The 18,498-nt window shown below is 44.5% G+C and carries 20 protein-coding genes; 1 reads left to right on the top strand and 19 read right to left on the bottom strand.

The features are described 5' to 3' along the window. On the top strand, positions 1–232 hold a 232-nt coding region (locus F566_RS0110165), incomplete at its 5' end, for a Tn3 family transposase (RefSeq protein WP_020406885.1). Between the two features lie 263 nt (positions 233–495). Here the strand turns inward: F566_RS0110165 and F566_RS32535 are convergent. The 19 genes from F566_RS32535 to F566_RS35385 form a co-directional block, all read right to left on the bottom strand. Beyond that, complete coding sequence (locus F566_RS32535) at positions 496–2,313, bottom strand: PcfJ domain-containing protein (protein WP_020406884.1); 1,818 nt, start codon at positions 2,311–2,313, stop codon at positions 496–498. Positions 2,314–2,350: 37 nt separating this feature from the next. Beyond that, positions 2,351–4,462: a type I DNA topoisomerase gene (topA, locus tag F566_RS32530; protein WP_020406883.1), complete on the bottom strand. Its 2,112-nt coding sequence runs from the start codon at positions 4,460–4,462 to the stop codon at positions 2,351–2,353. A gap of 476 nt (positions 4,463–4,938) precedes the next feature. After that, positions 4,939–5,217, bottom strand: coding sequence for a hypothetical protein (locus F566_RS36880; protein WP_157496729.1), 279 nt, complete (start codon positions 5,215–5,217; stop codon positions 4,939–4,941). 93 nt (positions 5,218–5,310) lie between these two features. Further along, positions 5,311–5,520, bottom strand: coding sequence for a hypothetical protein (locus F566_RS0110150; RefSeq protein WP_020406881.1), 210 nt, complete (start codon positions 5,518–5,520; stop codon positions 5,311–5,313). Positions 5,521–5,564: 44 nt separating this feature from the next. Further along, positions 5,565–5,945 carry a hypothetical protein gene (locus F566_RS0110145; protein WP_020406880.1) on the bottom strand — a complete coding sequence of 127 codons (381 nt, stop codon included), beginning with the start codon at positions 5,943–5,945 and terminating at the stop codon, positions 5,565–5,567. Between the two features lie 6 nt (positions 5,946–5,951). Further along, positions 5,952–6,101: a hypothetical protein gene (locus tag F566_RS36875; RefSeq protein WP_020406879.1), complete on the bottom strand. Its 150-nt coding sequence runs from the start codon at positions 6,099–6,101 to the stop codon at positions 5,952–5,954. 5 nt (positions 6,102–6,106) lie between these two features. After that, the gene (locus F566_RS0110135) at positions 6,107–6,361 is read right to left on the bottom strand and encodes a hypothetical protein (RefSeq protein WP_020406878.1); all 255 of its coding nucleotides are present in this window, start codon (positions 6,359–6,361) and stop codon (positions 6,107–6,109) included. A gap of 124 nt (positions 6,362–6,485) precedes the next feature. Further along, complete coding sequence (locus tag F566_RS0110130) at positions 6,486–6,980, bottom strand: hypothetical protein (protein WP_157496728.1); 495 nt, start codon at positions 6,978–6,980, stop codon at positions 6,486–6,488. 202 nt (positions 6,981–7,182) lie between these two features. Then, positions 7,183–7,371 carry a hypothetical protein gene (locus F566_RS0110125; RefSeq protein WP_020406876.1) on the bottom strand — a complete coding sequence of 63 codons (189 nt, stop codon included), beginning with the start codon at positions 7,369–7,371 and terminating at the stop codon, positions 7,183–7,185. Between the two features lie 22 nt (positions 7,372–7,393). Then, complete coding sequence (locus tag F566_RS0110120; protein ID WP_020406875.1) at positions 7,394–8,422, bottom strand: hypothetical protein; 1,029 nt, start codon at positions 8,420–8,422, stop codon at positions 7,394–7,396. Between the two features lie 9 nt (positions 8,423–8,431). Beyond that, positions 8,432–8,992: a hypothetical protein gene (locus tag F566_RS0110115; protein WP_020406874.1), complete on the bottom strand. Its 561-nt coding sequence runs from the start codon at positions 8,990–8,992 to the stop codon at positions 8,432–8,434. 19 nt (positions 8,993–9,011) lie between these two features. Continuing rightward, positions 9,012–9,524: a hypothetical protein gene (locus F566_RS0110110; RefSeq protein WP_026179898.1), complete on the bottom strand. Its 513-nt coding sequence runs from the start codon at positions 9,522–9,524 to the stop codon at positions 9,012–9,014. A gap of 102 nt (positions 9,525–9,626) precedes the next feature. Then, positions 9,627–11,333, bottom strand: coding sequence for a conjugal transfer protein TraG N-terminal domain-containing protein (locus tag F566_RS0110105; RefSeq protein WP_020406872.1), 1,707 nt, complete (start codon positions 11,331–11,333; stop codon positions 9,627–9,629). Positions 11,334–11,347: 14 nt separating this feature from the next. Continuing rightward, on the bottom strand, positions 11,348–11,725 hold the full coding sequence (locus F566_RS0110100; RefSeq protein WP_020406871.1) for a hypothetical protein: 378 nt from the start codon (positions 11,723–11,725) through the stop codon (positions 11,348–11,350). Then, positions 11,718–13,064 (bottom strand): hypothetical protein, encoded by a 1,347-nt coding sequence (locus F566_RS0110095; protein WP_157496727.1) that lies wholly within the window; start codon positions 13,062–13,064, stop codon positions 11,718–11,720. Before F566_RS0110095 ends, F566_RS0110100 begins: the two co-directional genes overlap by 8 nt. A 19-nt stretch (positions 13,065–13,083) precedes the next feature. After that, positions 13,084–14,589 carry a TraU family protein gene (locus tag F566_RS35390; RefSeq protein WP_020406869.1) on the bottom strand — a complete coding sequence of 502 codons (1,506 nt, stop codon included), beginning with the start codon at positions 14,587–14,589 and terminating at the stop codon, positions 13,084–13,086. After that, positions 14,586–15,047: a DUF1525 domain-containing protein gene (locus F566_RS0110085; protein WP_020406868.1), complete on the bottom strand. Its 462-nt coding sequence runs from the start codon at positions 15,045–15,047 to the stop codon at positions 14,586–14,588. The genes F566_RS35390 and F566_RS0110085 overlap by 4 nt, the downstream gene beginning before the upstream one ends. Then, entirely contained in the window at positions 15,040–17,856 is a 2,817-nt protein-coding gene (locus tag F566_RS0110080; RefSeq protein WP_020406867.1) for a conjugative transfer ATPase, read from the bottom strand. Before F566_RS0110080 ends, F566_RS0110085 begins: the two co-directional genes overlap by 8 nt. A gap of 175 nt (positions 17,857–18,031) precedes the next feature. Beyond that, positions 18,032–18,487, bottom strand: a complete 456-nt coding sequence (locus tag F566_RS35385; protein WP_020406866.1) for a hypothetical protein — start codon at positions 18,485–18,487, stop codon at positions 18,032–18,034. Positions 18,488–18,498 lie beyond the last annotated feature (11 nt).

The raw sequence follows: 18,498 nt of genomic DNA, 5'->3' as shown, positions 1-18,498 counted from the left end.
TCGGCTGGAAGACCAGGAGTTATCGGTGCTGGCACTGCACTTGTTGCAGATCTCTTTGGTTTACGTGAATACCTTGATGATCCAGCAGGTGCTTAACGAGCCAAACTGGTTGTCACGGATGAAACTGGAGGACTTCAGGGCGTTGACGCCGTTGATATACGCACATGTGAATCCCTATGGGATATTTGAGCTGGATATGAACACGAGACTGCCCATTGAAGTGGCCGCGTAAAAGTTGGCGGTTATCGCAGCTACCCGGTCACTACCCCTTTTGGTCGATAAAGCGCTGCGCTGCGCCCTGCGCCTGACCCGCTGGCGAAGCGCGGGGAGGCAAAGAGCAATTGCAAAAATCGGAGGGGGATCTCCCGGCCTGCACAAATGAGGAACGAATGCGGAAGGTTGGGGATACCGTTTTTTGGCGTAGCGAACGGTTGATCTGCGCCAGGGGCAGAGCCCCTTAGTGTTCTTAAGTGATCAAAGATCAAAGATGGGCTGCTACCTCACCTTTTTGTTTAAAGCATTTTGATATGCTTCTACCAATTTATATCCTGCCTGCAGGGCTTTTACAGAAGGTTGTTCTCGATATTTGCATTCATGTTGATCCCAGGAAGCCTTTGATTGCTCTATTTCAATTCCCAAAGTTGACCGCTTACCATCAGGCTCTTGAACAGAAAACACTCGGTATCTCCCTTGATAACAAAGCTCAGCATAATCTCCAACACAATGGTCTAATTCGTATCCCTCTACAGCAAGCGATTTCGAGCAATTTAACGGCACGAAAAGGACCTTATCTATCATTGTTTCGTTGATTAATGATCCCCATTTCAAAACCGTCAAACCACTTAGTGCATCTTCCATTCGTTGTATGGCTATACGTTGATGCCAATCATCAGACCTGCGTATTAATGCTTTCCATGTTGAACGCTTATTAAGGACTCCTTCCTCAAAGCCCTCAGCCTCCAGGTAATCTAATAAATCTCTAAAAGTCGAATGAGAGCTATCGCGTAGCCAAATTCGCACTGCGGTATAGCCCTTCTTTTTCCATAACTTTGCGCTGTAATCAAAAAATAGCCTTAGTAACAACTGCATTCTTTCCGAGACCCCGTATCGTTGAAGCCTTCGGGCTAGCCGAATAATCTGCACATAAGCATAAACCGGTGCTTTAGAACAGATATTCGCAAGGGCTATATTTGTGATGATGGTATTATCTTTGCGCCCCGCCCATTCTCTGACGATAACCGAGGAAGCATTTGATAACCATCGCCAGGCTGCAGCTACCTCAAAACTTTGATAGTGAGTAGGTATTCTACGATTAGCGCCCTTACCGTTCTGGATCCGTACAGGTGACCTATCCAGAGGTGTAGTTTTCCTCCCATCTTTAACCCACAAATTTCTAGATAACAGGTCATTACGCCCCCACTGTTCAGGGTTAATACCAGGCAGAAGCGGAAGTAGATTTCGGCGTTCTGTTGATACTTTAAGCAAACCAGATCGAAACCGTGCGTAGCGAAGATAGCTCAGGAAACAAGTATCTCGATAGTCGATGGCCAGCATGGCTGACAACACTTCATGATCAAGAATGTAGTTAAAAAAGGCCCCGCGCAATGAACGAGCCCCGTTTTTCGCAGACTCAGGATCTAGCCATCCAGGTATCCAATCAAATTCTTTCTTCTTTTTATTGAATGCACCTTGTTCTCCTATGTAATGTTTTATCAGGAAGTAAGCCATTTTGTTTGGGCTCATTGTTTTTCTAGATCTTGGAGCAGGGATTGGGTTTCCTGCTGAATCGAGAGTCCATGTTTTCTCCTCAGGATAGTTCTTAAGGGAGAAAAACCCTGCTGCAGATAAGGCTTTCCATATCACTTGTCTGACGATAGACCGCCACCAGTCAAGTGATTGAGTATTCTTGATGGGGTAGAAGGGTACCCTCGGCCATCCTTCTAACTTTTCCACTTCCAGCCATAGACCCGACTTCAGACAATATTCAAAAGTTAAAAGCGAGCTATCTGGCATTCGCTCAATTCGCCAAAGATTGCATATTGTTAGGATTCTCGTCTCATCATGTTCTTCATATTGGCAAATTCTGAATAAGTTATGCCTGATGATGATATCTTTAGCAGTCCGGTAACATTCAGCCAGGTCTTCTCGACCGAATGCATTTTTTCGTAGTTTTCCAACGAATGAACTGGCTTCCGGCTCCTCAAGCCTGACACTAATTTGCAGATCTCTGATCTCATGAGATTCCGGAATCCACTTAGGTGTAGAGCCGCAATTGAGAGCTACTTGAGTCAAGTCTGATAGTTGTACTGTCATTTTTGATCGTCCTGTTACTAATTAAAAATTTCAGCTATCAGACTGTAGGAATCCCATCTTGGTCTCGAATGAACTTCCGACATTTCTTTGCATGCGAGTCAGCCTTGTGCATCCAGAAATAGGAATCCTTATTCTTCGAATACTTACGAATGATTTTTTTAGAGCATGCTGGGCAATCCGAAGTCTGTCCGCCCTGGATAACAGGCGTTCCCTCGTTATCATTGAGGAATTTCACGCAGCCCTTCGCATCTTTTTCCTGGGAGTGTGCCCAGAAAATTTTCTCACCTTTAACAATCCGCTTAATTTCCTTCTGACATCCTGGACATGCTGCAGTTTCATATTCCTGCTTTTCCCGATAAACCGGCACGCCGTCTTGATCGCTCAAATAACGCTCACAGTCGGAGTCCTCCAAGTGGACCCAAAAAGGACTACCGCCCCGTTTTTTTGACGGCAATTGTTTGAGGTCTTTTTGACACAATGGACAAGGCGCTGTGGTAACAAGCTTGGACATTGAAATGTGGCTAGACTCAGCCACAATGGTTTCGTAAACATCAGTTACAACTTGCAGGTATTTGGCTGTTCCCTGGGCGATGTCATCCAGCCGGTCCTCGACTTGTTTTGTGTAGTCGAGTTTGAGAAATGACATTGCACGCAACCCTTCAACCAACCGCTCAGCCAATTCTTCTGAATAGATCCGTCCTTTCTCGATTTTGATATAAGCCCGCTTCACGATGGTTTCAATAATCTGATCATATGTCGATGGCCGGCCAATTCCCTGTTTTTCCAACGCTGCGACTAATGATGCTTCAGTATACCGGGGAGGTGGTTCTGTCGTTTTTGTCACCAATTCAGTTGAAACTGCCAGGCTCTCTCCTTCATTCACCAATGCCGGTAATTCTTTGTCTGTCGCCTTCTTACTAGGTTTTTCAATTGAACAGATTGCTCGCCATCCTTTGTACTTTTCGACTTTCCCTGACACTGTAAAAACCGGGTATCCAGAATACTCCACCACGTTCACCTGTTCGTGTGCTGTCATGACGATCGTAGTGACACTATCAATCGCAGGTCGCATAGCACTGGATAAAGATCGTTCTCGGATGAGGGCATAAAGCTTTTGCTGGTCTGAATCTTCACCCGCCTCCTCCAATGTGAAGTCAGTTGGTCGGATAGCTTCATGGGCCTCCTGGGCTCCGGCTTTTGACTCTCTGATAATTTGCTGTTCCTGGTAGTCAAACCCCATTTCAGTTAATTGTTTTGTTGCCAGTCGAAAACCTTCATTAGACAAATTGGGTTTGTCTGTCCGGTGATAGGTAATCACTCCCTGCTCAAATAACGACTGAGCGGCCTGCATAGTTTTGCGAGGCGACAACTTAATTGCAGAAGAGGCCGCTTGTTGCATGGTGGAAGTGGTAAAGGGTGGCCGAGGGTTTGATCGCTTGTCATCGATGGAAACGGAGGTGACAGAAACCTGGTTAACTTCACGCGCAATCGCATCAGCAACCTGCTTATCAAAGATGTGTTTGCCATCTTTACACCATCCTTTTGGATCCAGAAATGCCGTTAGTCCGTTCGGGCAGGTGACAGCTACCAGATAAAAATTCTGTTTGGTAAAAGATCTAATTTCCTGCTCACGCAATACTGCTAATAAGACTGCAGGGGATTGAACACGGCCGGCACTAAGCTTTAAACCAGATTGCTCTGAAATGATTGGGGATATGTAGTAACCCACAATTCGATCCAGAACCCGCCTGGTTTCCTGGGCTCCGACAAGCCGGTAATCGATCTTACGTGGGTTTTGGAGGCTCTTTTGTAAACCAGCCTTGGTTACTTCATCGAATGTCAAACGGATTGGATCATGCAAGTTCAAGCAGGATTTAAGATGAAACGCTATGGCTTCGCCCTCTCGATCTCGGTCAGTTGCCAGGTAAACCTCACTGGCTTTGGCGACAAGTGATCGTAAGTTGGAAACCACTTTCTGCTTGTTTTTATAAATCACATATTTCGGCTTGAATGAGGGGGGCTCTACTCCCATCTCATCATCCGGTAGATCACGAATGTGTCCAACACTCGCCGCCACTTGCCAGCCTTCGCCAAGATACTTTCGAATTTGTTTCCCCTTGGCTGGACTCTCTACAATCATCAATTTCATATGTTCGGCCTATCCGATAGTCCTTGCAGATTTATAACTTTCTCTCCAGCGTTCAAGTTCTTCGGGGCAAGATGAGCACACCCCCTTCCCTATTTTTCGGTCTACAACCAACCAATGGCACGGCCGATGAAGCTCTAAATCAATGCATGCGTGATAATCATCACAACCACACCCGATACAAACTGCAGGGGTTTCAGGAAGTGAATTGGATAACAAAGTGATGAACGTTTCGCTTGGAATATACAGCGAACTATTAAGGGCAGTGGTTATTTGAGTCATTGGATATCTCCTTTAATCCGGTCTGTGTTTTAGCTCCAATTAACCACTCTTTCTCATTAAGCAGAGAACAAAAGATTAAAGGATGGGTATTCCATTGATTAGGACCAGAACGACTGTAGTCCTGGCCCAAGCTAAAGGCATTACCGGGTGAGATCGGTTGAGCAAAGATTGCTTCATAGTCCGGTGGGAGATTGACATTATGAAGCACGACATAGCACTCCATAGTCTTCTGAACTGTCAGAAATCGCTTCTTTAACATCTCTTAGAAGCCTTGAAACCCTGACATCAGCTGATGGGTCAGACATGTTAATTGTGCCGCCTGAATTACGATAACCATAACTGCTGAGGTATCGGATGCTATAACGCAACGTTTCAGAGGCTGGCCTTGATAAATCTATTTGAAGGCCTTTGATTGAGCACGAACGATCTACAAGCGTATGAATCTGTTTCAGACAACTAGCGGTATTTGCTTTCATGGAGCCCTCCAGCAAGTGAGTGGTATTAGTCTCCGTATATACTGCTTTCATTAAGCATATATGGAGCGCTCCATATTTTCAAATGAATCTAGTTCATTTTTTATTCTTTTTCAGATTATCAAGATGCTCTGCTATAGCAATAAAAATCCCCTCTTTCAGGTTGCTATAGTAACCTTCGAGCGCCTTGATAAGCTCCGCTTCGTCTTCGTTGAGGTAATAACCGGTCAGCCTGGGTTTACCCTTTCTATTACGTTCGTAATACCCGCGCTCTGCTCGCTTTGTAGACGGTTTTCTTTCGCTCATTTAGCCAATTCACAATAGAAGGCCTCATAAAGAGGCCTGTAGTTTCAAGTCAATATCCACTGTTCTTCTAAAGAACTGAGTGAATCATATCCGCACCCTACTCCACCAATGGGGTCATCATCGACAAAGTAAAGTTTTCCGTTGAACCACACATCACACAGGATACAAGAGGCGATGCCAAATGCACGTGAATCTCGTGCCCGGGCAATGACTTCTCCTCCTAAGAGTGCAAAGGCTCCCTCAAACACTGTGACATGACAAGAACCTTGTGGGGTATCAAAGGAAATATGATTACCATTTCTCAAAGATGGGATTACATCATCCGCATCAACATCATAGAAAGCAGATAGTTTCCTAAAAGCAAGATCTGGATCAGCAACATAATATTGCTGGCTATCGGGTAGCGTGACCAGGTACGCAGTCATACATCCCTACAAATCTTGATCTGATTCTTCCTGGTAGGTCTCGATCAATTCGAATAAGCACTGATCAGGAATATCATCAATGGCTGCGAGCAAATCAGGCAGGATATCAGCAGGACAACTTGCTTTTACCTTAGCTTCTAACTCTTCACGCTCCATTTTGCCTACTGCCTTTCAACAAAGTGCTGATATTCGGCTTCACTTATCCAAGAGATCCGTGTGCCCTTTGGTAAGGTTTCATCCGTTGAGATCTTGTAGTCATAAAAACTAATGACCTTGTCAGGCTCACCAGAGTTAACAGATTTGCTGTTAGTGGCATAGGCCGTTAGATAACCAGGTACTTCTCGGCAGGCATCTAGAGCTAACTCGACATCATCACTAGATCGGTAGGTGTGACTTATCATCAACACAGCTTTCATTTTCTATCCTCATGAACAGAGGCATTCACCCATAAGTGAATACCTCATGGGCTTATTGCATGTTCGATAAAGAACTTACACTACAGTTCTAAACCAAGCGGCTATAGTCGCAAAGGAAGGCTGATCAGCTAAAGATCACCCTGTTTGCAGGGACATAGTGGACATTGCACGGATTGGCTGATGGTCGGACCAAATAATTGGTATCACCTTCATGTTCATCGACATCAATTATCGTACCTTCATGAGTACAACGATCCCTAGTGATATAGTTTATGGATCGGAGTACTTCTTTAGGCCATTGATACTTTGCCAATAATTTGGTCACTTCTACGTCTGACTGCAGGTCGACTTTTTCATACCCTGCATGGTAGAGGTTCTGGTCAATCGAAAGATTCGAAAGCCATGGAGAATAGAATTGGGAAATCATCTTCCTGGCAGATTCGTAACGATCAAAGACACCGCCATATACACGATATGCTTCTCCACTTGAGAGAAGCAATATTAGGGCTTTGCCCTTCTCACCGATATAGAGCGATGGCGAATCATCACAAATATGCTGATAGTGGTACTGCATCGCCGATCCTTGGCTGAAATTGATGTGTGATAAAGATTGACTCATAGCCATAATAGTTCCTCTTGCTAATTTTCCGTAAGTAGGCGCAGGAACCATCATCCCTGTGGGAAGATACTTCCCACGGGGTTGGCTTTACACTGGACTATTTTCTAGTGGTGTCTTTCACCAGCTTGGACACCTAAGTTTTGCTGACAAAGCAGCGAACTACTCAGTTAATATAGGATAAATTATATCCGATTTAAAGAGATTACCTGTCGTAATCAAACGGATCGTCGAACGGATCATCGAAAACAGTCCGGCGATGGTACTGGAATCCTTCGGTAGACAAACGGACACTTTGGTCATCGTCTTGTGCATCACCAACAAGACCCAGCCGCACACCTTCAACAATCCCTTCAATTATTTCAGTTAATAGTTTTTTCAGTAGTGTAAACATATCATCACCTTTTGAATCTCAATTAGAGGAGATCCTGTACTGAATTTACTTTCGATTCTGAGAGTCCATTGGCAATATTTACCCAGACGTCTTGTCCACCGCTTTCAACACCTGAGTGAAAATAGGATATTCCAAAGGTCTTCTCTTCAAGAATACGTTTCTTCTGAGTTTTCAAGTTTCTCGCCACAACCTGAGTGCCGGACGTCTCCAGGGAGACTAATATCGGTCCAGATGACACTGAATGGACTTGCCACATTGATGACAGTTTATCTAACTGCCTATCGTAAGATTTTCCTTCCAGGGAAACCTCTAACGCAGTAGTCACTTGGCCTGTATCCAGGCTAAATAGCATTAGTGCATATTTGTGGCTATCCTTCGAAGCCAAACCCAACAAAGCATTATCTCTTAATGGCTTTAGTAATCCTATGTGCCTGCTCGCGGAAATATCTGAGTTCTGCCTCGGTATAACTCTGGCCCCCTCTGGTAACGTAAAGCGATTACTACGACCTTGCTCGATATAAGTTACAACCGAGTCCTGATTGTTAAACAACACGCCTTTAGAGCCGAGAATAATTCCAGTCCCCCCCTGGATGCGCTGCCCATCCTCACCAACAAAATGGTAAAAGCTGGCATTCCGCTCAATTGTTCCCCATTTGGAACGCCTGGTGATCTGCCCATCACTCTTGAAATGCAAAGTATGCAAATCGTATAACTTGATATATCCATCTCCAGCAAAATCCCTAAATGTAAGCAAAGTGACCGCCCCGGTTGCAGAGCTTTTCGAAAGCTCATTGATGGGGATTTCCAGCTTATGCTCCTGGTTATTTACCGTGAATGAATCAGCTCCGACCTTCTTGACAGTCAATCGACTAACGACTGGGAACTCATTTATATTTTGATTTGTTCCCAGAGGATCTTGGATCGATGACTCCAGTTTTCCCTCTTCCTTAGAAGACATTGATACAGAAAGCCCTGTCAAATCCTTCAACTGCTCATTAACTGCACAGCCCTGAAGCAAAGCCAATGTAAGAATTAATGCTAACTGCCTCATAAGGCCTCCCTATCCCCTCTGGGAAAAATACGTTTTTCTTTCTTGCCTTAGCTGCCTGGTCAGTGGCTGCAAGATTTTTCGTAGTTTTTCTCGATCTTTCGTAGCACGAATCGAGATTACCGGTTGATCAACATCGTTAGTTTTCAATATTAACGTAGCCCGACCTACCAATCCTAACAGTCCCGCAGGTGGAGAGTGTATATCCGTAATATCAGAGATTTCACAATAACGTTCATGTCGAAATACAGAGGTCAGGCCACGCTTTTCAGTAATTTTGTTTCTTGTGATAACAATCCGCTCTGATCTTATACGTAAATAGTGGACTAAAGCCATCACTGGCGGCACAGCAAAGAGAGTATAAACCACAGTCAGGTAGTAACGATGATACTCTTCATAAGAGAAATAATATCCTCTGCCGTGCCAAACAATTACGATGCCCGTTGCAACCACCCACCACAAGAGATAGAAGAAATATTTCCCAAAATTCAACCATTGAGAGGGACTCCCCTGCCACAATATGGTTTCGTCATCGTAAGCTGTACTCCCTATGGAGGCTTGGTTGTTATCCATTGAATCTACCCTTTAAGAGTCACTGTAATTCCACCAAATGGTATTCCAAGTCACAATGCTCAAAATCTCGCGTACACGTTTCTAAAACAAGATATAAGCGTTTTGGTAACTCGCTGATCATATCGCTTACATAAACTTCTGGGTTGTCAGGGAACTCCTCACCGGTCAGCCCACAAGACATATAAAGAGCCATTGAAAACCGGCATTCTATCTGCGTAGTGTCGCCACATGCCTTGTCCGCTGCACAGAAGTCGTCCCAGAACTGCATAGAAGCCGATGCTTTTGCATCATAACTCAGACTCAAAGCAGCGTAATATGCATCACGATCTACGCTCCATGTCGCTACAAAACGACCATTTTGGATAGAAGCATTAATCCCCTTGATCAGATCCTGGTCCTTCATCTCAAAACTCTTCCCGTAACTATCTTCGAGGCCAAACCTCTCTATGACAGGAGTGGGATCTTTCTCAACCAGGTCAGAACCGCATCCTGCAAGTAGCAATAATGCGGTTATCAATGTTAGAAATTTCATGAAATCCTCAATGAATAGCTCAATAGAGATCAATATTTAACCTAAATATATATGGAGCGCTCCATATTTTCAAACATTTTCCATATCTCTAGTGGAATACACCTACTTCTTCCCTTTCATGGGAATCTTCGCACTGCCTCCAAATCTAGCACCCATGCTTCGAACCGGCCCCATAAGAGACTGCCCACCAGCAAACGCTACATTGACGCCAGCAAACGAAATGATACTTAGTAGTATGAGTGGGCCAACAACGTAGAACACACTCATCACGATGTCGAGCAGCAAACGGTTTATGTTTAAAGTGAGTACACTTCCTACGATGGAAGTATCTGGAAACATGGCTACAAATAATTGGGCATCCAATAGCTCCGCGGCTACCCATAATGGGGTAAAAAGTCGAATGACAAAAAGTGCTGCTAACATCATGAATACAGCTCGCACGCTGAAGCAACTTACCAGTAAGTAAAGCGGCAAAAACATATAGATGAGCATGAAGATAATTGATTGAACCATCGGGGCAGCTTTTCGTGCCAGATACATCGAGGCATAAAACGAAGCGGCTTCCTTGGCCATTGTTATGCCAGTGAAAACGCCGGCAACGGCTGTAGCTTTTAGGCCGACTGTGGATACAACCGCCGCACTCAGGGCGCCTGAGGCAACACCTCCACCAAAGGAATCGGTGTAGGTAACTGTCGAACTAGTCTCTACAAGGTCATCCATCCCTGTAAAATCTACGCCGTTACTGGTAATGAGCCGTTCGATGATGATTTGGTCCACATCATCGTCATCCCATCCACTCACTCCAAGTTTATCAGCAGACCAAGCTAATGCTTTTGCAACACGATCTCTTATACTTTCACCGACAGTTGGCTCAACCTCTTCAGCCGCATTTACCAAGCGTGCTTTTAATCCACTACCATCTGCACTTTCCCACCACTCATCGCAATAGGGACGACCGATCCCTGCCACAATTTCCTCGGCTGTATAATCAGCATCTCTTGTCGCATCATACCCAAAACCCTCCACAGGAGCCTTGGCCCTGAACCTATGCAACCCACATTCAGCTGGATCTACACAAGGGACATATAACCCTTCAGTATCCATGTAGAACTTTGATCCGATATAATATGGATCACCTTCATCCCATTGATCATCATCAACACCGTCAGTGAATTTAGCTTGAATATAGTCAGCCATTGCTCCATCACCCATGGCAGTAACAAACCGACTCTTAACCGGTACAAAACACTCATTGGCAAATCGGTTAAATTCCTCCTGCAGAGATCGATTCTTAAGTGTTAAATTTCTGAGCTTATAATCCAATTCAACGACGTCTTCGAAGCATGACATGCCAGCTATCAAGGCTCTTGAGGACCCATTATTAATCGCCATGCTTAAATAGAAAATTAGAGGCACGTCAACAGTCGCATCATTAGCGATAAAATCATCAATCGAATCGTAGGTAGTATTAGTATTGCCACCTGGCACCTCCTCAATCTCACTCTCATCTGAACCGTCGGCACAGACCAGTTTTGGGTAGTTCAAATTGTCCAGATCCAACTGGACAAGTGGCACCCCAGCAAACATGACGACAACAAACATGGGAATAAGCGCCCACCCCATAGCCACATTGGCGTCAGCAGCGGATTTCCTATGTCCCGATAAAGCTATTTGCTTCCAGGTCGAGTAAACAGCAATGATGAAAGGAATGTATAAAAGCCCTGTAGCCGATAATAGTTCCCAGAGCAGTTCATAAAATGCCCAACCAAAAAAGGTGGTATATATTTCTAATAGAGAGCCGACAGTCATCTAGTAGTAACCTCTCAATTTAGAAAATACTGAGGCAACCTCAGTACAAAACAAACTTCAAAAAAAAGGATCAAGGATAGAAGCATCCACTTCTGATCAACCAGGTTTCTTTCAAGCTGCTCCTCCCATTTGTTCCGGCGGGCGATCCATCGCACAATCTGTTTCCAGTACAAAACAACAACTGAAAGTATGAGCATTCTCCCGATAAAAAAAGCGTACTTATGAGTAGCAACAAACTCTTGGGCAACCACCACATTGTTTGCCCCAATCGCGATATATAGGGCCAATGCAACATTAAGGAGAACCGCAAGTAATAACAGGAAAAATAGGAATCGACGGCACTTCCTAAAGATGCCTAACCCTACTGACTTCGGTACCGCATCATTAGTCACTGTCTACTCCTCCGTCTTGACGAACTGTATTCGGATTTACGGTGGCAGGCGGCTCTTTTCCAGCAGCTGATATAGATTGTTTATGCCCATACTCCAGGATCACAAGAGCGGTCGAATGCAAAGCCTTTGATTTGAATTCATAAGCTTTCAACATGTCTTCTACCTGGTTATCTAATTCAGGAATTGTGGTTTTACGAACATGTGTAGAAGCAATTGATGAGGCTTTTGAGGCTGTTATGTCAGCATTCTTTAGTCCTGCGTTCAGCAGTTGTTTAATTAGGGTGATTCGTTCCTGGGTTTCTGCTACAGCCATTTCGGAGGCAACCTTCGAGATCATTAAGGCTCTCAAATATGGCGGCTCTTTACGGATTGCCTCTACAACAGGTACGGCCACCCCCATAGCATCGACGTCTCTTAGCTCGGCCCAATCATTTTCCTCTACTGCGGCCTGCAGATACGACTGAATATTTTCTGTCATCAAGTCAACAAAAGGCCTCACACCACGGCCTGCTTTAGTGGTCGTGGTCCCAGAGTTATCTGTTTTTAATTCTGACTCACCCACAATATCAACGAGAAACTCTGCAGCGTCTAAAGGAGTTCCCCAGACTTTGACAATGTACTCGTTGTCCAATGGGGAATCAGGAGGATCTGTTTCACTGGTAGGAGCTCGTCCAATCAGCGTGTTATAACCAGCTACAACCAGGTCTCGGTTAAACCGTATCGGATCCTGGTCCAGCCCGGCATAACGAACACCATCCAACCATCTAACCCCATTGTTTCCAACTTCAACTGAAACTTCCTCTTCTATCTGATCCAAAGTCCGCCCGTCATCCAGTCCAATTTCAAATTCATATCGCTCTGCAACACTGGCTTGAATCAAGTTCTGATATGGATTGAAGTCTTCCCCCATCGAATTCATTTCCTTTTCAATTTGGCGGCAATTCTTCACGGAGATTTGAAATAGCTCGAAGGACTTATCCAGAGTTTGGGTGATTATCCCGTAGAGGCCTGGGTAGGCGCGTTTTAGCAGGTAACCAGGCAGGCTGACCATTGCCGAAGTAAATGCAGCAGTCAGCTGCGAAGGTAGCTCTCTGAGACTATCTTTAATTTGGTTGATCATCTGGGTAACTGTTTCATGCGGGTTAAATTGCCCACAGCTATACCCAAACGAAGAAGTAAAACCAACCGTCAACTTAATAGTGTCGAAACCGGTCAGGGGGCTCCCTACAGCTCGCCCTCCTCCGATCTTATAATAAATTGGACCGATAGATGACGGCACAGACTCAGACCGAGCAGTGCTCACAAATAGACAGAAGATGATCAAAGCAATTTTGATCATCAGTCGAGCAAATTTCACATTACAGTAGGCATATATCATCGATATTCACCGTCTCTACATAATTACCTTCAAAATTCATGCAACACTCATACTGTCTCCAGAATGTCCATGCATTTTTCCCATCACCAATTGTTCCACCGCTATCAATAACATCTCCCTTATAGGCAACTGATGAGTAACACTGATCGCTTGGATCAGGGTAAACCTCAGACCATTTCCCACCTGTCCAGCGAGGCGAGAAAAGCGCCCGATATTCATCGCTTGATGGGAGCTCAGATGGTGGAATCCTAATCCTATATCCACCCTCTTCCACAGCGACATCAACAGCTCGTGCAGCCATTACACCTGCAGTTTTGTAGTCGTGGTATGTTTGTAGAAATCCATGACGGGGGAATAAAGGCCCCCATTCATGGGAATCCTTTTTAACAGCTTCTGATGTGAACGGATTTAGAACATCCACAGCATGTTCGATATCTGTGATTGGCCAGCCGTTTCGCCAAAAGAAGCTATCCATGGTAGAAAGATAGTAGGGAACGAATGGGTAGATTGGGGTATCACACAGTAACCGTTCAGTCTTCAACTCACCATTTATGCCAACCCCTACAGTAACGCTATCAGCCACAGACTGTATGTCTTCCAGAAGGTCAGCCAGTTCTATTATTGACTCGAATTGATCCCTGGTTGAATTCGCAGCATCAACTACATTGAACAACCTGGTTATGCGTGGGTCTGCTATTAGCTGCTGAACACCAAAATTTTGGATATACTCAATAGCAGCATCAGAACCTTTATCGAAAGCCTCCTCAAGCGTCAGATCCTGATCAGTGCCGGTGTCTGGACCATCATCACAGTATTCTTCCTCCCAGTTACACCAAATGTCACCACTGTCATCAGAATTGTTTGAGCCTTGTAACCCAACGTCTCCTAGCTCTCCAGACAGGCTAGACACAGGTCGAAATTCACCATTGGTCGTCAGAATTTTTGGCAGTAAGGACAAGGGATGACCAATAACCGATGCTTCTTTAAAAAGCGTTTCTCTATCCTGGGAGTCGTATTCAACATCTACAACTTCATGCCCGCCTGAGAAGTCAACACCCATCAAGGAAACTAGCAAGCTCTGAGCTTCTTTTTCTGCAGGAGCAAATACCTTTGACCATTCCCACCAAGGCTCTTCTCCAACTTCAGGATGGGTTTGAACAATATACTCCGGAAGGTAATGCCTTATTTTTGGACTCAGGATGATGTTAATGCCGGCAGGAAAGGCAAACTGCCAGTGGACGCATACCCCAACAAAACAATAGTCCATGCAGTCTGGTATCTGTTGACCTGTAATTTCTACAATATCAAAAGTTGTAAATTGATCACTAGTCGGCAAGCCATCAATACTACCCACTTTACTATCAGTTGCTTGGATATCGGGCATATCAAGGCTTTCCAATGAAAAGTTGTTGTTTTCATTGGCAGCGTGCCCTTGTAGTGGAAAAATGAACAACAGAAAGAGACAAACAACCATCCTGCTATTCATTTGTCACCCCGCAGGTCTTCTTGCCAGATTTGGATGACTCGATCTAAATCTAAAACGCCATATACTACAGATTCGCCATTATTAAATACGGCAGCAGGATAGCTAGTCAGCTTGTATTTCTTTGCGAGTATTAAACCGTGAAACACTTGTTGGAGCTCACCGTTGGCTTCATATTTTTTGAGCCTGGCTTTTATTTTATGAGTAATAACGTCCTTATCTTCTTTTGATACTGAATGAGGAACTGACTCGAATCCTGCACCAATCTTTCTTTCCAAAGCAGCAGGGGCATCCAAGCTATACTCGTTGACTTGCACGCCTTTTGATTGCCAGTATTTAATCTCTGACGGTTCTAACTTGAGCGAGTCATTTGAGATGAAATCAATGGAACTAGGTAACACTTCAGCCACGCCAAATAAACTTGTTAAGAGGAGTAGCAAGCAAATTAGAATTTTAGGCATACCTCCACTCCCTCTGTTCCTTGATCCTATCTGCAATTGCCAGTGCAGCATCTAGATCGTCAGCTTTGGGATCATTTGCTTGAAGGTCTTTCTTAATCTGCTGAATTTTCTTCTTTTCATCTCCATCCGTCATAGCAAGGCATAGAGGAAGGGCAGGAATAACCGAACGATATTGCATAGTGAGCTTATCGCTCATAACCACCCCTTCAACATAGGCACCAGGTTGTTTCTGAGTCGTCATGCACAAATGAACCTGTTCATCTGTCATCTGAGTACGAAACCGGGTTTTCATTTCGTTGATTTCATTTGGTGCCATGTTGAGGCAATACCACCACTCTGCCAGGTTAAGCATTTTTTTGGCTTCGTTGGGGTAGTCATCGAGGTTTTGAGTCGCCTGAATCAACCAGATAGCAAGCTTCCTCCAGGTTTTAACACCAAATACGAACGGACCCACGATAGTGGGGTTTGTTGTCAAAACGTGACCTTCATCAGTCCAAACAACGGTCTCTCTATTGTCTGTATATTGATACTTTTCCCCGATTCCAGTGATCGTGTTTACAAGTGTGATCATCGCCAGGGTAAGCATGTCATTGTTCTCTGGCTTGGCCAGGATGCCCATGTCTATAACGGTAAGGTCAACATCTTTCCAACTCTCACCGTAGCGATTAAAAATCATCCCCTTAAGACCACTGGTCCATCCTTTCAGGGATCTGGAAAACTTGCGAATTCTTTGGAGTTCCAGCTGATCATAGAGTGGCTTTCCTTCTGCACTCTTCGGTGGGTTTGTCACTAGGTCTTCCATAACCTCAACCAAGTCTGTGACTCTGGCATGGGGATTCCCTTCTCGAACGGCCTTCTCAAGGGCTTTAACTATGCATTCCCTGATAAGTTGGCGTTCATCAGACTTAATCGCAGATAATTCATCCTTGTTTGCATTGGATATCATTATCAACGTGGCCTGTTCCATCTCACCGAGATAAAAACGCTCTTCGTCTTCTTCGTCTATCTCTGCATCAAGCCAATCCGTAACATCCATTGTGATGTAATTATCGTCCTCCTCTAGTTGCTCCAATGCTTTGCGTGTTTCAACAAATGGCGGAAGTGATGGGCATAACTCTTTCTTGGCTGTGAATCGCAGATAGCTAACCGTTTTACCTTGTCGCTTGAAATACTTTGCTAGAAGTTTAAAAGATTGGCCTTTTTCGATTATGAATTGTCGATGATTAAACATCGCTGCGTAATAAAGACTCTTATAATTAATTGAGGCAGACTTACCTGCCCCGGTTGAACCAAAAATTAACCCATGAGCCGTTTTAGTACGATCTCGCTTATTGAATTTATCGTACATAAGGGGCTGGCCGATTTTGTTGAAATACAAAATCCCTGGATTTCCGGTGCCTGTAGACCGACCAAATAAGGGGAGTAAACGTGCGACATGATGGCTATAAGTCATTCGAGCACGTTTTGAAACTTTATCTTTATCAGGCCGATAAACCATCGGCAAGTTTCTTAAATATGAGTCCCTACCAATTGGCTCATCTTCAGGTTCAATAGGCTTTAAGCCCGCGTCGCTCAAAATATTGGCAGCATCCAGGCATTTAGCCTGCAATGCTTCCTCAGAATCAGCACGCAGATACACTCCGGCATATAGGCGATATAGTTTCTTATTGCGGGCTAACTGCCTTTTTGCTTCTTCAATTTGTTTCTGAGCCTCTGCTGCTTTTGGGCTTACCGCCCCACCCTTTTCTCCCATCACATGTAAGTGATTCTTTATTTGCAATTGGGACTCAATAACTATGGTCATGACGAAAATGGAGCCCTGAGGCATTTGATCCCAGGTGGAAACACTTGTTGTTTTCGCTCCACTACTTCTTTCGGACGTTATTATTCCAGGCGAAGGCGGTGAATCTAACGGCTGTAACGCCATAAACCGTTGGTACTGGCCACAAAACTTGAAAACCCCCTTTTCATCACATGATGGACGCTTAATCAACGTCGATTGGGCTAAATCAAAATATGCTGGATCATCTTGATTCTTCTTAAATGGGTGTTTTGCCATATATTCATAGGCATCCTTAAATCCAACAGGGTGGGGAGAAAACCAGGGAAACATCCAAGTCCTGAGATCTGAATCATCGTACTTCAAATGTCGAATCCCAGCCTGTTCCAATGCTCTACAAAAACTCCGGACAACCTGATGATTCTCTGCGGTCGGAGTCATTACGCCAGGTACCGGCTTACCATTCTTGTAATGGCTTTTTTCGTTTGCAATTCGATACAGGCAACACCTGACTCTCCGGATTATTCCTCTCCAAGGAACACCAGAACTGTCATCAAAAAATAGCCCTTCAGGGTTAGCTAAGTGGTAGATATGTTCTTCCAGCTCTTTCATGAAAACTTCATGAAGCTTTGTCTTTTTGGCATCGGGGGATGCATAGGCTCGAAGTTGATCGATCAGAGAAATGATTGGTTCATCGTTCAAATAGACCTGGAGTATCCACGGATTATCAGTTCTCTCCGGAATCCGCCCTAATGCAGAGTCCAAGGACGCCTCTAGCATTTTTTTTACAGTTTCGGGTTTTCCATCAACATCTGCAGGAAAGATTTCAAATGCCGCTCCGACAGACACATCATCATCAAATAGAAAAACTCCGTCTTCGTATTGCCGCCATGGAAGATACCCCGTAAATGACCGCTCAGCCCGGAATAAAGAGTCAAAATCGTGAGCAGTAAGAGGCTCCTCACCTTTAAATGGCAATGATCCGGACAACTTCCGGATTGCTGTAGAACATTTGTTGTAGAGTGTCATCGATATTCATCCGTTTGGATTTCATTATCGAAACTCTACATTGAGGGGGGAGAACTTAGGCGAAAGTAAAGAATTTAGATGTAAAGCATTAAAAATGACAGGTGATTAATACCAATTATGCTAGAACAAACATAAACCGGCGAGTTATAACTCGCCGGATTTATATTCCATCCAATCAGTTGGTAACAAAGCTTTCTTTTTTTTCCACAGACCTATCGGGGACCAATTCCCCGGGAAGGGCATAGTGGGTTTTCTCAAAAAGTGGCCATTGAGTGGCATACATTGGAATGGGCAATCCCCCTACTCTCGTAAGATGAGGGTACACATAAAAAACGAACTCTGGATTTGGTAACTTTGCATACTTTGTCCGCAAAACTCCTGCGTCCGTGGCACTGGTATATAAACGGTAATCAGTAGCTTTCTGTAAAGCAGTTCGTTGCAACGGTAAGTTTGTGCGCTCTCGATCTGCAACTATTTTTTCAACTTTGCCAGGATTTGATTCGGCTTCTTCGTCCGTCTTATTTTCCCCATCCCTTTTGTTGGGTAGTTGATCCTTAACACCACTTGGCCGTTGGCCAATATGTTGCTGGTAGACCTCTAGTGTAGTAGGTCCGGTAGCTGGTAGTTCCATTGAAGTGGAGC

It is taken from the genome of Hahella ganghwensis DSM 17046 (assembly GCF_000376785.1).
In the GTDB taxonomy this organism is placed as follows: Bacteria; Pseudomonadota; Gammaproteobacteria; order Pseudomonadales; family Oleiphilaceae; genus Hahella; species Hahella ganghwensis.
Note: the sequence above shows the minus strand (reverse complement) of the source record. Positions and strands in the feature narration are given on the sequence as shown.

What these genes read in the sequence shown, in the direction of transcription:
- F566_RS32535 (WP_020406884.1), bottom strand. Translation starts at nt 2,313, where the DNA reads ATGACAGTACAACTATCAGACTTGACTCAAGTAGCTCTCAATTGCGGC.
- topA (WP_020406883.1), bottom strand. Translation starts at nt 4,462, where the DNA reads ATGAAATTGATGATTGTAGAGAGTCCAGCCAAGGGGAAACAAATTCGA.
- F566_RS36880 (WP_157496729.1), bottom strand. Translation starts at nt 5,217, where the DNA reads ATGAAAGCAAATACCGCTAGTTGTCTGAAACAGATTCATACGCTTGTA.
- F566_RS0110150 (WP_020406881.1), bottom strand. Translation starts at nt 5,520, where the DNA reads ATGAGCGAAAGAAAACCGTCTACAAAGCGAGCAGAGCGCGGGTATTAC.
- F566_RS0110145 (WP_020406880.1), bottom strand. Translation starts at nt 5,945, where the DNA reads ATGACTGCGTACCTGGTCACGCTACCCGATAGCCAGCAATATTATGTT.
- F566_RS36875 (WP_020406879.1), bottom strand. Translation starts at nt 6,101, where the DNA reads ATGGAGCGTGAAGAGTTAGAAGCTAAGGTAAAAGCAAGTTGTCCTGCT.
- F566_RS0110135 (WP_020406878.1), bottom strand. Translation starts at nt 6,361, where the DNA reads ATGAAAGCTGTGTTGATGATAAGTCACACCTACCGATCTAGTGATGAT.
- F566_RS0110130 (WP_157496728.1), bottom strand. Translation starts at nt 6,980, where the DNA reads ATGAGTCAATCTTTATCACACATCAATTTCAGCCAAGGATCGGCGATG.
- F566_RS0110125 (WP_020406876.1), bottom strand. Translation starts at nt 7,371, where the DNA reads ATGTTTACACTACTGAAAAAACTATTAACTGAAATAATTGAAGGGATT.
- F566_RS0110120 (WP_020406875.1), bottom strand. Translation starts at nt 8,422, where the DNA reads ATGAGGCAGTTAGCATTAATTCTTACATTGGCTTTGCTTCAGGGCTGT.
- F566_RS0110115 (WP_020406874.1), bottom strand. Translation starts at nt 8,992, where the DNA reads ATGGATAACAACCAAGCCTCCATAGGGAGTACAGCTTACGATGACGAA.
- F566_RS0110110 (WP_026179898.1), bottom strand. Translation starts at nt 9,524, where the DNA reads ATGAAATTTCTAACATTGATAACCGCATTATTGCTACTTGCAGGATGC.
- F566_RS0110105 (WP_020406872.1), bottom strand. Translation starts at nt 11,333, where the DNA reads ATGACTGTCGGCTCTCTATTAGAAATATATACCACCTTTTTTGGTTGG.
- F566_RS0110095 (WP_157496727.1), bottom strand. Translation starts at nt 13,064, where the DNA reads ATGATCAAAATTGCTTTGATCATCTTCTGTCTATTTGTGAGCACTGCT.
- F566_RS35390 (WP_020406869.1), bottom strand. Translation starts at nt 14,589, where the DNA reads ATGAATAGCAGGATGGTTGTTTGTCTCTTTCTGTTGTTCATTTTTCCA.
- F566_RS0110085 (WP_020406868.1), bottom strand. Translation starts at nt 15,047, where the DNA reads ATGCCTAAAATTCTAATTTGCTTGCTACTCCTCTTAACAAGTTTATTT.
- F566_RS0110080 (WP_020406867.1), bottom strand. Translation starts at nt 17,856, where the DNA reads ATGACACTCTACAACAAATGTTCTACAGCAATCCGGAAGTTGTCCGGA.
- F566_RS35385 (WP_020406866.1), bottom strand. Translation starts at nt 18,487, where the DNA reads ATGGAACTACCAGCTACCGGACCTACTACACTAGAGGTCTACCAGCAA.